Genomic DNA, 14,191 nt, shown 5'->3' with positions numbered 1-14,191 from the left:
TCTTGTTTTAGAAAATTGAATTAAGAAGTAAATATAAGAATTGAAGTTGGAAGCACGAAGACCGAAGCCGGAAGTTTTTTGCGTTAGGGATTGAAGTGGAAAGCCCACAGCTGAGGAACGAGGCGAGGACTTGTAACGTAAAGCCCGACCCTTGTGGTAACGCCCAAATATTAGAGATTTAATATTTTTTCTTTTTCTTTTAAAAAAGGTTTAATTTTTGGGAGTTGTGCTATGGCTAAATCGATATGTTTTAATGCGGTTTCCTTATTGTTTTTGTGCACGTTAATTTGGGCCAAACGGTAATGTGCCCAGGCTTTAGGAACACCATCTTCTGGCGAATAATTATTGAGATATGTTTGCAAACAATGCTCGCCTTTTTCAAGCTCGATATTATATTCTGCAGCTACTTTCCCAATTTGGTAATGTAATGCATTACGGTGTAGTTTTTTGTGGGCACTTTCTATGTTTTGTATGGCTTTGCCTGGCTGTTTATTGGTTTCGTAAAACGTTGTTAACTTGTTATAACAGGTTAAAGACCCGCCTTCTTGTATGGCCATTTTATAATACTTTTCGGCAAGTTCGGGCTCGTTATCATACTCGTTTACATAGCCTTTTGCTAAGTAACCATCTACTTTAGATAAATTTTCTAACTCTTGAGCATATTTTAAGGACTTGCTTTTGCTACCTCCAAATATTCCTGGTAGTTGCATATACAATTCTACCAACGCCCAACGGGTATCTATATGGTTTTTATCTAGCTCGGCTGCTTTTGTAAAAGCGCTTTTAATATCGCCAATTAAACCTATGGCTTTTAATTTATTTTGTAAGGCTTTCATACCTAACACACCTCCGTATTTATAATGATAATTAGCCACATTTGGCTGGGCTTCTACTAATTTTTTGTAAGCTACTATTGCATCGTCCCATTTTTTTTGGTACCCGTAAGCATCTCCTAAAAGCTCGGTAGCTTTTAAATGATTTGGATGTGATTGCAAATAATTAACAATTTGGTTTTCAGCTTTTTTAAATTGCTTTTGTTTAAAAAGTATTTGAATCGCATCAAGGTTTAATTGCGAGTAACTCACAATAGGAAGCAGCAAAAAAAACCATATTTTTTTCATAACATATAAGTAGTAAGCACAAAAATAACCATTCTGCTTTTAGTTTGTTTTATGATTAAGATAATCTTAAGGTTTTAAAATTTTAGTAATATCTATAACTCCCTTTTTACATACAAAATGCTTAACTTCACTCACCCAACGCCACCTTTTACTAATTTATTGTTTTTTGGAACGGCTTTTGAATATACTTTAGAGACAAAATTAAATACATGAAGCGCTCACTATTTTTATTTATGATTATACTATTTTCAACGTTATTACAAGCCCAAAACCCTAATTATTTGGATTTATGGACTAAAGTTGAGGAATTTGAAGTTGATGGTTTAACAAAATCTGCATTAAAAACTGTTCAAGATATTGAAATACAGGCTAAAAAAGATGACAACCACCCTCAGCTTATAAAAACAATGCTTTATAAAAGCAAGTATGCTTTAGTTTTACAAGAAGATGCCCAATTAAGTATTATTAAGGACTTTAAAACCGACATTGCTAATAGTGAATTTCCAACAAAAAATATTCTTGAAAATATTCTAGCTAATTTATATTGGCAGTATTTTAACCAACATAGATGGCAGTTTTATAACCGTACCAAAACAGCTAAAAAAGTAGATGTTGAAGATTTTAGAACTTGGGATTTACAAACCCTTTTTGATGAAACACATTTACATTTTCAAAATTCTTTAGAAAATGGTTTAATGTTGCAACAAGAGTCTTTAAAAAAGTACAATGTTTTATTAAATACACAAAAGGACTCTAAGATTTACAGACCTACTTTGTTTGATTTTTTAAGCCACAACGCCTTAGTATTCTACAAAACCAACGAGACTAAAATCACTAAACCTGCATATAAATTTGAGATTAACAATCTTGATTATATTAGCGATGCTAAAACATTTTCTAGTTTAAACATCACATCAAAAGACTCTACGTCTCTTCAACTTAATGCCTTAAAAATTTACAAAGATTTAATTAGATTTCATTTACAAAACGCATCGCCTTTTCCGTTAGCATACGTAAATATTGAACGTTTAAAATTTGTACACCAGCATGCTACTTATACTAACAAACAAGCTGTTTTATTAGAGGCTTTAAGTACTGAGAGCAAACAATACAAGTCTCATGAAGTTTCTGGTTTATATGATTTTGAAATAGCCTCTATTTACCATGAACAAAGCCTGTCTTACCAACCTAAAATAAATGAGGAACAACGTTGGAAAGCTAAAGAAGCCTTAGAGTTGTGTAATCAAGTTATTTCTAAATTCCCAAAAAGTAAAGGTGCTGAGAAATGTGACATTTTGAAATCTCAAATTAAACAAATAAACTTTCAAATTACTACTGAAGATTTTTTACCTATTCAAGAAAACTCACGCTTATTGGTTAGGTATAAAAATATTGATGCTTTAAAATTCAATATTTATAAAGTTTCAGAAAAACAATATGAAAGATTTTTAAATACATATAAAAAAAATGACCAACTTGACTTTATAAAAAAATTAAACGCTGATCATACTTGGAAAAGTTCGTTAAAAAATGAAAACGACTACCAAACACATGCCACAGAGGTTTTAATGCCAAAGCTTAATAATGGAAGGTTTTTGGTTGCTGCTTTTTATGAAAATGATAAAGACACCTTTGCCTTTGCAAATCTTCAAGTTTCTAATATGGCTTTAGTTGAAACTGAAGCCTTAAATCATAAAATATTTCAAATTATTGATAGAAACAATGGAACTCCTATTACAAATGCCAAGGTTGAAGTTTCCTATGACTCTAGAAATAGTCAAAAAATAATAACTAAAAATTATACCTCAAATAATTTAGGTGAAATTAAAATTGAAAAAGATAAAAACTGGTATAGAAATGTTAGGTTAAAAACTGTACACGGAAATGATACAGCATATTTTGGTAATTTTTACATTAATCAAACTTATAATCTGCCAGAACAAAAGGAAAACTACAAAGCGTTTCTATTCACAGACAGAAGTATTTATAGGCCTGGCCAAACCGCTTATTTTAAAGCGATAGTTATAAAAACAGATAATAATAATTCTGAGGTTTTAGAAAAGGAAAACGTATCTGTTGTTTTGTACAATACAAATAATGAAGAAATTAAAAAATTAGAACTCCAAACTAATGCCTTTGGCTCTGTTTCTGGTGAGTTTATTTTACCAAGTAATGGCTTAACTGGTATACACCGAATAGAATTAAATTCGGATTCTGGAAAATATATGCGAAGTAACTCCGCTTTTTCTGTTGAAGAATACAAACGTCCTAAATTTGAAACTAAATTTGTACCAGTATCCGGAACTTATAAAATTAACGACTCTGTGACTGTTAAAGGAAATGCCATAGCTTATGCTGGTAGTAATATTACAGATGCTAAAGTGGTATACAGAGTACACAGAAAAGTACAATACCCTCGTTGGTATTTTTGGTATAGACCATGGGTAAATAGTGAGCCTCAAGAAATCATACACGGAGAAACTATTACAAATGATAAAGGAGAGTTTAAAATCACTTTTAAAGCCATTCCAGACAATAGTGTTGATAAGAGCAGTATGCCAACCTTTAATTATGAAATCATAGCCGATGTTACCGATTTAAATGGTGAAACCCGAAGCACAAGCACAATTGTAAACGTTGGTTATCATGCTTTAATAGCGAATTTAAATATTGATAACATATTAGATAAAGACAATAAAGACCATAAAATTTCTATTGATTCTAAAAATCTTAATGGTGAGTTTGTTCCTGCAAAAGGAACAATTAAAATTTATAAGCTAAACGCTCCTAACGCTGTTTTAAGATTACGACCTTGGGCGGCTCCAGATTATCAAGAAATATCTAAAGATGTTTTCAAAAATTTATTTCCACATGATGCTTATACTAATGAGCATCAATCAAGTAATTGGGAAAAAGGCAAACTTGTTTTAGAAAAATCGTTTAACACCAAAGACTCAAAAACACTTGATCTTGGAAAACTAAAAAAGTGGCAATCTGGTGAATATATAATCACATTACAAAGCAAAGATAAATTTGGTCAATTGGTAAAAGACGAGATTAAAACCACATTGTTTAGTAATGATGACAAAACCCCTGCTGACAATCAACTTTTCACCATTTCTAATGATAAACAATCTTATAATATTGGAGACTCAGCATATATAACAATTGGTTCTGCAGCTAAAAGCTTAACAGTAACTGTATCTATAGAAAAGGATAAAAAAATTATTAAAACAGAAATTATCAAACTAAATGATAACAAAAAAACATTCGCAATCCCTGTTACAAAAGATGACTTAGGTGGTTTTGTAGTACATTATAGTTTTGCTGCTTTTAATAGTTTTAAATCGGGTTCTCAAGTAATTTCTGTTCCATATCCTAAAAATAATTTAGACATTGAAACACTCACGTTTAGAGATAAATTACAACCAGGAACCGATGAAACTTGGCAATTCAAAATTAAAGGTCCTTATGGCGAAAAAGTAAGTGCCGAATTATTGGCAAGTATGTATGACGCATCTTTAGATCAATTTAAACCGCATAACTGGAACTTCACTCCTGTTCAATCTCCAATTTATTATGCGTTTAGCAATAGAAATGCTTATGGTAGTTTTGGTACACAAAACTTTAGAGTTTATAATAACAATTCTCGAATTAATTATGCGCAACAATATTATGATGAATTAAATTGGTTTGGGTTTAGTTTTGGATATAATAATTCTTTACTTTATTCAAGAGTTTCAAAAAGCTTAAGAGGTCGAGTTGCTGGTGTTCAAGCAGCTCCTGAGGCGATGATGGCAGAAGAAGCTGAATTAGATGAAGCTGTCGTTGTTGGATATGGTACTCAAAAGAAAAGTGCTATAACTGGTGCCGTAACTTCGGTAAGTGCAGAACAATCAAATGATAAAGAAGCTATTGATAATTTAATTGAAGAGAAACCAAACTTCAACAACATACAAATTCGTAAGAACCTTCAAGAAACAGCGTTTTTTATTCCACAATTACAAACCGATAAAGATGGTAATATTAGTTTTAGCTTTACAACGCCTGAAGCCTTAACACAATGGAAATTACAATTATTAGCGCACACAAAAAACCTAGAAAGTACAGCACAAACTTTAACCACAGTTACACAAAAAGAACTAATGGTTATTCCAAACGCACCTCGCTTTTTAAGAGAAGGCGATCAAATTACGTTGAGCACTAAAATTGCAAATCTTACAGATAACATCCTTTCTGGACAAGCACAATTAGTTTTAACGGATGCTGTTACTGGTAAGGATATTAATGCTCAACTTGATAATGCAGAAAACAACAAAACCTTTTCTGTTAATGCTAAAGGAAACACTCAAGTAGCTTGGAGTTTATCTATTCCAGAAAATGTTCAGGCTGTTCAATATAAAATTGTTGCAAAAGCTGCTAATTTTGGTGATGGTGAGCAAAATGTTTTGCCTATTTTAAGTAACCGTATGTTAGTTACCGAAACTTTACCAATGTGGATTAAAAGCGACCAAACCAAAACATTTACTTTAAATAAGTTAAGAAACAATACCTCAACTACACTTAAAAACCATAAGTTAACCTTGGAAATGACTTCCAACCCAGCATGGTATGCAGTACAGGCTTTGCCTTATTTAATGGAATATCCTTATGATTGTAACGAACAAACATTTTCAAGATACTACGCAAATGCTTTAGCAAGTCATATTGCCAATGCAAACCCTAAAATTCAAGCCGTTTTCAATCAATGGCGTAATACCGATGCTTTACTTTCTAACTTAGAAAAAAATCAAGAATTAAAATCTATTTTAATTCAAGAAACACCATGGTTACGTGATGCACAAAGCGAAACTGAACAAAAAAAGCGTATTGCTTTATTATTCGATTTAAATAAAATGACTAATGAATTGCAATCTGCTCTTAAAAAACTAGAAAACAACCAATTACCATCTGGTGCTTGGGCCTGGTTTAATGGTGGTTACGAAAATCGATACATTACACAGCATATTATTAATGGTTTTGGCCATTTAAATAAGCTTAACGTAAGTACTGATGTAAATTCTAGTATGATTCAAAAAGCCATTACCTATTTAGATAATGAATTTATTAAAGAATACAAAAACATAAAAAAATACAATAAAGATGTAGACCTAAATAAAGATCATTTAAGTAATACACAATTACATTATTTATATATGCGAAGTTTCTTCCCAGACATAAAAAAATCAAAAGAAGTTGAAACCATAATAAACTATTATCAAACTCAAATACAAAAATATTGGCTAAATAGATCTTTATATTCAAAAGGATTAATGGCTATAGCATCTCATAGAAATAATGATGCAAAAACAGCTACAAAGATTTTAAAATCACTTAAAGAAACAAGTATTACTTCTGAAGAATTAGGTATGTATTGGAAATCTAATACAAACTCGTGGTATTGGTATCAAGCACCCATTGAAACTCAAGCTTTGTTAATTGAGGCTTTTAGCGACATTGAAAACGATACTGAAACTATTGATAACCTAAAAATTTGGCTCCTTAAAAACAAGCAAACCAATAGATGGAAAACAACTAAAGCCACAACAGAAGCTGTTTATGCTCTTTTACTACAAGGAAGCGATTGGTTATCTGTAACCGATATGGTTGATGTGGTTATAGGTGGACAAAACATAGAACCTTCAAAATTAGAAGCTGTAAAAGTTGAAGCCGGAACTGGTTATTATAAAACATCTTGGAATAGCTCTGAAATTAAACCAGAAATGGGACAAGTATCTATATCTAAAAAAGGAAAAGGTATCGCATGGGGAAGTTTATATTGGCAATATTTTGAAGATTTAGACAACATAACTTCAGCTGAGACGCCACTTAAATTAAAGAAAAAACTATTCCTTAAAATGAATACCGATACTGGTGAAGAGATTTCTGAAATCACTTCTGAAACCCATTTAAAAATTGGCGATTTAGTTAGAGTTAGAATTGAATTACGATCTGATAGAAATATGGAATTTATCCATATGAAAGATATGCGTGCATCTGGATTAGAACCCATAAATGTTTTGAGTCAATATAAATGGCAAGATGGTTTAGGCTATTATGAAAGCACTAAAGATGTGTCAACAAACTTCTTTTTTGATTATTTACCAAAAGGTGTTTATGTTTTTGAATACGACTTACGTGTTAACAATGCTGGTAATATGAGTAATGGCATCACAACTATTCAAAGTATGTATGCCCCAGAATTTAGTAGTCATAGTGAAGGCTCAAGAGTTATTATCTCTAATTTAAACTAAATTTAAAATTAAGATTTGAAATATCTCTTTTTAAATAAAAAACTAAAATTAATACTGCTCTTTTCAAGTGCTTTAATTTTGTTTTCGGCTTGTGGGAATTACAAAAATACTACCACAACAAAAAATACTATAGAACACTCGCCAGAAATTATATTTCTTTATTATAGTATTGACCAAGCTTTAAGCGGCAAAAGAAATATTCAATTTATAAATAAAAAAATAGTAGATGGTAAGCTAAAAAGCAAACAGTATGAACCTATTAAAAATGGTAAAGAAGGTGATTTAATTTTACGGGAGCTTGATGAAAATTTAAAAGAGCTACATAAAATAAGGATTAAAAACCCATTAATTAAAACTATAGAATTTATTGATGAGTCTAAAAATTTTAAAACCAAAGTTATAAAACTCGACAAAACACAATTTACTGTAAGGTTACAACTTCAAAATAGTACTAAATACATAACAATTAGTAACTTTGCCGAAAACAAACCCCTAATCAAAACACAAATTAATTAGTATGAAACTTCCATTTCTAGTAGTTGAACCTCCAGATCATGACCATATGGAAGCTACATGTGACTATTGAAGAAAATAAACCCAAACACATGAAATCTTTTTTATGTTTCTTATTTTTTAGCTTAAACATACTATACTTATCTGCTCAGGTTTTTGATGTAGAACCTATAAAGATATCTGGTGATGATGCCAAACGTATTAATCTTATTATTATGGGAGATGGCTATACTACAACAGAACTAGATAAATTTATTACAGATGCCACAAATTTTTCTAATAGTATGTTTAGCAAAAGCCCACTAAAAGAATACGCCGAGTATTTTAATGTTTATGCTATAAAAGTACCTTCAAACGAAAGTGGTGCAGATCACCCAGGTATAGGAAGTGCTTATTACGAAAGTAATTGGCCTGTGCCAATTACAAACGTAGACACCTTTTTTAATGCAACTTTTGATGCTTATGGTAATCATTTCCTGCTTTTTTATGAAGCCGATGGTAATTATTCGAATAATACAGAAGCTAAAATATTTAGTGTTTTAGCAGATAATTTTCCAACTTACGATCAAGCACTTATTTTAGTTAACTCACCTTATTATGGCGGTAGTGGCGGTATCTTTCCAATGGCTTCAACTGGTGCTAGTTCAGATGAATTAGCTATTCACGAACTAGGTCATTCTTTATTTAACTTAAAAGACGAATATTATCCGGGAGATTTACTTGCTGCCGAGGCAATTAATATGACACATGTAGATAATATTAACAACCCAAAGTGGAGCAACTGGCTAGGAACAAATAATATTGGCGTTTACCAACACACCTGTACGTCTGGAAATTGCTCTGACTGGTACAAACCACATACAAGCTGTAAAATGGAAGTTTTAAACAATCCTTTTTGTTCTGTTTGTAAAGAAGGGATTATTGAAAAAATTCACAATTTAGTTTCTCCAATTGAAGCTTACACACCTAATAACAGTATTAACAACCCAACGTTTCCCTTAAATTTTTCGCTTAATTTAATTAAACCCGAGCCTAATACTTTAGATAGTGAATGGACACTTAATACAATAATTCATGCAAATAATGTTGATGACGTTTCTTTAGCTGAAACCGATTTAATTGAAGGTGTTAATACCTTAACAACCGTTGTGAACGACAATTCTAATCTTTTAAGAGTTGACAATCATGATACTTTTCATGTTTACACCGTAACTTGGACTATCAACTATACTACGCTTGGTGTTAATGATATTGAAAATGAAGTGAACACATATAATATTTCAATGTATCCAAACCCTGCAAATAACATTTTAAATTTAGAATTTGAAAGCCAATCTATTTCAGATTTAAAAGTTGAAATAGTGAGTCTAGATGGAAAGATTGTTAATACTACCACACTATCTAATTACGAAAACAAACAATTAAAAATTAGCTATTTAAGTCAAGGCATTTATATAACTAATTTCTATTCTGGTAAAGTTTTAATTGCTAGTAAAAGGCTAACAAAAAAATAAATTACTTTTCTGGAGGGTAATTTGTAAGCACCTTTTCTACTATTGCATTTAAACGTGTTTCTCGCTTTTCAGGTGTTGTATTTGGATTAAAACTTGATTCACTAATAGCTTGCCAAAAGAGTTGTTTTTTATTCTCGTCTACAAAATCGATAGTTATCTGTCGATTAACATTAGCCTGACCAATTGGTAATCCTATAGATATACCACCACCAACATTTCGTCCGCTACCACCCACACCCACACCTACGGTTTGCCTTTGTACAGCCTGATACTCTGAGCTTTTAATATCGATAAAGAAGTCTGGGTTTTCAGAAACATTAAAGCCTTTGGTTTCCATTTTAGCATCTATAGCATTCAATAAACGCTTGGTATCTAATTCACTTAAACCAGTTTCCATATTACCATAATATTGATATGTTTTATAGGTACTAAAATCAGTAGCTTTATCATAATCATAATTTACGCGAATAGGTGCGCATGACACTATTAGGATAGCTAAAATGGTAGTTTTAAGGAATTTCATGAACTTTAATTTTTTAAATAAAGTTAATCAAAAATTATTCCAATATTGAATTATTGATATACTGGCAATTAAAAGGTTTTAATTAATATCTCAAAAACAAAATAATGTTTTCACCTAAGCATTCAACATTTTCCATAAAACATCTTTAAGCTCTGTAATACCTTGTTGAGCTACAGATGATATAAACATGTATGGTATAGGAAGTTCGTTATCTAACTCAATTTTCATTTCTGCTTTTAACTCTTCATCAAGCATATCACTTTTTGAAATGGCTATTATACGATCTTTATCAAGCATTTCTGGATTGTAACGTCTAAGTTCATCTAACAGAATATCGTATTGCTTTTTAATATCATCGGCATCAGCAGGTATCATAAACAACAGAATTGAGTTACGTTCTATATGACGTAAAAAGTAATGACCTAGGCCTTTACCCTCCGCAGCTCCTTCTATAATACCAGGAATATCTGCCATTACAAAAGTTTGAAAATCACGATATTTCACTATTCCTAAATTTGGTTTAAGTGTCGTAAATTCGTAATCGGCAATTTTTGGTTTTGCTGAAGTAACTACAGATAATAAGGTTGATTTTCCTGCATTAGGAAAACCTACTAAACCTACATCGGCTAGAACTTTTAACTCCATGGTAACATACTTCTCTTCCATAGGAATCCCCGGTTGAGCGTATCGTGGTGTTTGGTTAGTAGAGCTTTTAAAGTGCCAGTTCCCTAAACCACCTTTACCACCTTCAGCTAATATTATTTCTTCACCATCTTCGGTAATTTCAAAAAGTATTTCATCGGTTTCTGTATCTCGAATAACAGTACCTAATGGCACATCTATGTATACATCTTCACCATCGGCTCCAAAACTTCTACCACTACTTCCATGCCCTCCGTGTCCAGCTCTAACATGTTTTTTAAATTTTAAATGTAGTAAAGTCCAAAGATTGGATTTACCTCGAATAATAACATGACCACCACGACCACCATCACCACCATCAGGACCACCTTTGGTAATATATTTTTCACGATGTAAGTGAACAGAGCCTTTACCTCCGTTGCCAGAAGACACAAACATTTTTACGTAGTCTACAAAATTTCCCTCAGTCATAAGTCAAGTTACATATTATAAGTTAAAAGTTTTATCACTCTTAGCTTTTATTTTTTTCGCAAAAGCGAAAGTTTTTAAATTAGGTTCTAAAACGTAAAAACTATAACTTCAATTATAAAGTTATAGCTTTTAATTATTAGATTTTTGTTTTTAAAAGTAATTACAGTTTATTAATTACTGCACTTAACCTTTCTGTAATATCTTCAATACTTCCAACACCATCAACACCAAAATATTTATCTTGAGCTGCGAAGTAGTCTTTTAATATTGCTGTTTCGTCATAATAAACTTTAATTCTGTTTCTTATTACAGTTTCATCAGCGTCATCTTTTCTTCCACTAGTTTTCCCTCTTTCTAGTAAACGTTTTACTAAAACTTCATCATCAACCTCTAAAGCTATCATGGCATTTATCTGGGAATCTTTACTATCCATTAATTTATCTAAAGCTTGTGCTTGCGCATTAGTTCTAGGAAAACCATCAAAAATAAATCCATTTGCTTGAGCATTTTTTTCTACTTCAGCATTAAGCATATCAATAGTTACTTGGTCTGGTACAAGTTGGCCTTTTTCAATATAAGATTTAGCCAATGTACCTAAAGCAGTTTCATTTTTCATATTGAATCTAAAAACATCGCCAGTAGAAATATGCACTAAATTATATTTCTCTTTTAAAAATTCTGCTTGTGTTCCTTTACCTGCTCCTGGAGGGCCAAATAATACTAAGTTTGTCATGTGTTGAGTTTCTTTTATTTGATATACTTCTGGTAAATTTCTTCCCAAACCATCATAATCTAAGCCGTAACCTACTATAAATTTATCAGGAATTTCAATACCAACATAATGTAATTTAAAATCTTTTTTATAAGCTTCAGGTTTATAAAAAAGTGTGGCTATTTTTAGTGATTTAACCTTTTCGTTTTTAAAAATCCTGTGAACTTCTTTTAAAGTATTACCTGTATCTATTATATCCTCTAAGATTATTACTGTTCTATCAGTTAGGTCTTGCGTTATACCAATTAACCTTTGAATATCTTCAGTAGATTTTAAACCTTCATAAGACGCTAATTTAATAAACGTTACTTCACATGGTTTAGGATATTTTTTAACAAAGTCGCTGGTTAACATAAACGAACCATTTAAAATACCAATAAATACTGGAATTTCATCACCAACATCTTTCGCTATTTCATTTACTAAACGCTCTAAGACGTTATCAATTTCCTTTGCAGAAACAAAAGGTTTGAAATATTTGTCGTGTAACTTTATCAAGGGTAATAAATTTTAAAAAAGCAAAGATAATCAATAGATTAAGTAATACCCATTTTTTGATTTATGATTTATGGACTAATTTAAGATTTAAGTGTATTTTTGCCAAGCATATGCATAAGTTTAATTAAAAGCATTTAAATGAATTACTTTTCTTCAAATTTTAAACTTGGTATTCTTGGCGGTGGTCAATTAGGTAAAATGTTACTGTATAACACCCGAAAATTTGATATTTATACGTCGGTTCTAGACTCAAGTAATGAGGCGCCTTGTAAAATTGCTAGTAATGAGTTTCATTTAGGTGATTTGATGGATTATGATGCTGTTTATAATTTTGGTAAACAAGTAGATGTCTTAACTATTGAAATTGAAAATGTTAATGTTGATGCACTAGAAACCCTTGAAAAAGAAGGCATAAAAGTGTATCCTGCTTCAAAAACATTAAGAAGAATTCAAAATAAAGCAAAACAGAAATTATTTTATCGCGATAACAATATTCCAACATCAGATTTTACTCGTTTTGCATACCTCTCTGAAATTGAAGATGCGATTACTAATGGTGGATTAGAGTTCCCTTTTGTTTGGAAAGCAGCTCAATTTGGGTATGATGGTAATGGCGTAAAAGTGGTTAGAACTTTAACAGATTTAGAAGGCTTACCAAAAGGTGAATGTATTGCAGAGGATCTAATACCATTTAAAAATGAATTAGCGGTAATTGTTGCAAGAAGTGTATCTGGCGAAACGAAAACGTATCCTGTTGTAGAAATGGAGTTTCATCCTGAAGCTAACCAAGTTGAATATGTTATTTGTCCTGCTAGAATACCTAATGATGTTGCTAAAAAAGCAGAACAAGTAGCATTAAAAGCATCCAAGGCATTTAATCATGTTGGTTTATTAGCTGTTGAAATGTTTCAAACTAAAGAAGACGAGATTTTAGTAAACGAAGTAGCTCCTAGACCTCACAATTCTGGTCATCAAACTATTGAAGCAAGTTTTACATGTCAATTTGAACAGCACATTAGAGCCATTTTAGATTTACCCTTAGGACGAACAGATAGCAAAGTTGGAGGCGTTATGGTAAATTTAGTTGGTGCAGAAGGTTATACAGGAAATGTGGTTTATAAAAACATAGAAAATATTATGAAAATGGAAGGTGTAACACCTCACATTTATGGTAAAAAACAAACACGACCGTTTAGAAAAATGGGACATGTAACTATTGTGAATGAAGATTTAAATGAAGCAAGACGTGTCGCTGAAGAAGTAAAGAAAAGTATTAAAGTTATAAGCGAATAAATATGAGCAAAGTTGGAGTAATTATGGGAAGTAAAAGTGATCTTCCTGTTATGCAAGATGCTATAGACATCTTAAAAGGTTTTGATATTGAAGTAGAAGTAGACATTGTTTCTGCACACAGAACACCAGAAAAACTATTTGATTACGGTAAGCATGCACATATAAGAGGATTTGCCGTTGTTATAGCTGGTGCTGGTGGTGCAGCTCATTTACCTGGCATGATTGCCTCTTTATCTCCACTACCTGTAATAGGTGTGCCAGTAAAGAGTAGTAACTCTATTGACGGGTGGGATTCTGTTTTATCTATTCTTCAAATGCCTGGTGGTGTACCTGTTGCTACTGTAGCGCTAAACGGTGCAAAAAACGCAGGTATTTTAGCAGCTCAGATTATTGGCTCGAGCGATAAATGTGTGCTCGACAAAATTGTTGCTTATAAAGAAGGCTTGAAAATAAAAGTAAATGAATCTGCAAAAGATTTAAAATGAAAAAAAGCCCTGAAGTTATTCAGGGCTTTTCAGCTATTAACAAATAATTCTCATGAGTTAGTCACT

General features: G+C 31.6%; 9 protein-coding genes. 5 read left to right on the top strand and 4 right to left on the bottom strand.

The window, feature by feature from the left end; genetic code table 11:
- Positions 1 to 170: 170 nt before the first annotated feature.
- Complete coding sequence (locus Q0842_RS05450; RefSeq protein WP_298495214.1) at positions 171 to 1,121, bottom strand: tetratricopeptide repeat protein; 951 nt, start codon at positions 1,119 to 1,121, stop codon at positions 171 to 173.
- 209 nt (positions 1,122 to 1,330) lie between these two features.
- On the opposite strand from Q0842_RS05450, the gene Q0842_RS05445 reads away from it, so the two are divergent.
- The 3 genes from Q0842_RS05445 to Q0842_RS05435 all read left to right on the top strand — a co-directional run bounded on the left by Q0842_RS05445 (position 1,331) and on the right by Q0842_RS05435 (position 9,441).
- Entirely contained in the window at positions 1,331 to 7,414 is a 6,084-nt protein-coding gene (locus tag Q0842_RS05445) for an MG2 domain-containing protein (RefSeq protein WP_298495211.1), read from the top strand.
- 15 nt (positions 7,415 to 7,429) lie between these two features.
- Positions 7,430 to 7,930, top strand: a complete 501-nt coding sequence (locus tag Q0842_RS05440) for a hypothetical protein (protein WP_298495209.1) — start codon at positions 7,430 to 7,432, stop codon at positions 7,928 to 7,930.
- Positions 7,931 to 8,019: 89 nt separating this feature from the next.
- Positions 8,020 to 9,441 carry a M64 family metallopeptidase gene (locus tag Q0842_RS05435; RefSeq protein WP_298495207.1) on the top strand — a complete coding sequence of 474 codons (1,422 nt, stop codon included), beginning with the start codon at positions 8,020 to 8,022 and terminating at the stop codon, positions 9,439 to 9,441.
- A gap of 1 nt (position 9,442) precedes the next feature.
- Here the strand turns inward: Q0842_RS05435 and Q0842_RS05430 are convergent, their stop codons facing one another.
- The 3 genes from Q0842_RS05430 to Q0842_RS05420 form a co-directional block, all read right to left on the bottom strand.
- Entirely contained in the window at positions 9,443 to 9,964 is a 522-nt protein-coding gene (locus tag Q0842_RS05430) for a DUF4136 domain-containing protein (protein WP_298495204.1), read from the bottom strand.
- A gap of 114 nt (positions 9,965 to 10,078) precedes the next feature.
- Positions 10,079 to 11,077 carry a GTPase ObgE gene (gene obgE / locus Q0842_RS05425; RefSeq protein WP_298495202.1) on the bottom strand — a complete coding sequence of 333 codons (999 nt, stop codon included), beginning with the start codon at positions 11,075 to 11,077 and terminating at the stop codon, positions 10,079 to 10,081.
- Between the two features lie 160 nt (positions 11,078 to 11,237).
- Positions 11,238 to 12,347 carry an adenylate kinase gene (locus tag Q0842_RS05420; protein WP_298495200.1) on the bottom strand — a complete coding sequence of 370 codons (1,110 nt, stop codon included), beginning with the start codon at positions 12,345 to 12,347 and terminating at the stop codon, positions 11,238 to 11,240.
- Between the two features lie 138 nt (positions 12,348 to 12,485).
- Between Q0842_RS05420 and Q0842_RS05415 the strand changes: the two genes are divergently transcribed.
- Positions 12,486 to 13,640 carry a 5-(carboxyamino)imidazole ribonucleotide synthase gene (locus Q0842_RS05415; RefSeq protein WP_298495197.1) on the top strand — a complete coding sequence of 385 codons (1,155 nt, stop codon included), beginning with the start codon at positions 12,486 to 12,488 and terminating at the stop codon, positions 13,638 to 13,640.
- Positions 13,641 to 13,642: 2 nt separating this feature from the next.
- Positions 13,643 to 14,125 carry a 5-(carboxyamino)imidazole ribonucleotide mutase gene (gene purE / locus Q0842_RS05410; protein ID WP_298495195.1) on the top strand — a complete coding sequence of 161 codons (483 nt, stop codon included), beginning with the start codon at positions 13,643 to 13,645 and terminating at the stop codon, positions 14,123 to 14,125.
- Positions 14,126 to 14,191 lie beyond the last annotated feature (66 nt).

The sequence above is a fragment of the uncultured Algibacter sp. genome (assembly GCF_947495675.1).
Classification (GTDB): Bacteria; Bacteroidota; Bacteroidia; order Flavobacteriales; family Flavobacteriaceae; genus Algibacter_B.
This window is presented reverse-complemented; position numbering and strand designations above follow the sequence as displayed.

Bases quoted from the DNA above. Each gene is read 5' to 3' on its own strand.
- Q0842_RS05450 (WP_298495214.1), bottom strand. From the start codon at position 1,121: ATGAAAAAAATATGGTTTTTTTTGCTGCTTCCTATTGTGAGTTACTCG.
- Q0842_RS05445 (WP_298495211.1), top strand. From the start codon at position 1,331: ATGAAGCGCTCACTATTTTTATTTATGATTATACTATTTTCAACGTTA.
- Q0842_RS05435 (WP_298495207.1), top strand. From the start codon at position 8,020: ATGAAATCTTTTTTATGTTTCTTATTTTTTAGCTTAAACATACTATAC.
- Q0842_RS05430 (WP_298495204.1), bottom strand. From the start codon at position 9,964: ATGAAATTCCTTAAAACTACCATTTTAGCTATCCTAATAGTGTCATGC.
- obgE (WP_298495202.1), bottom strand. From the start codon at position 11,077: ATGACTGAGGGAAATTTTGTAGACTACGTAAAAATGTTTGTGTCTTCT.
- Q0842_RS05415 (WP_298495197.1), top strand. From the start codon at position 12,486: ATGAATTACTTTTCTTCAAATTTTAAACTTGGTATTCTTGGCGGTGGT.
- purE (WP_298495195.1), top strand. From the start codon at position 13,643: ATGAGCAAAGTTGGAGTAATTATGGGAAGTAAAAGTGATCTTCCTGTT.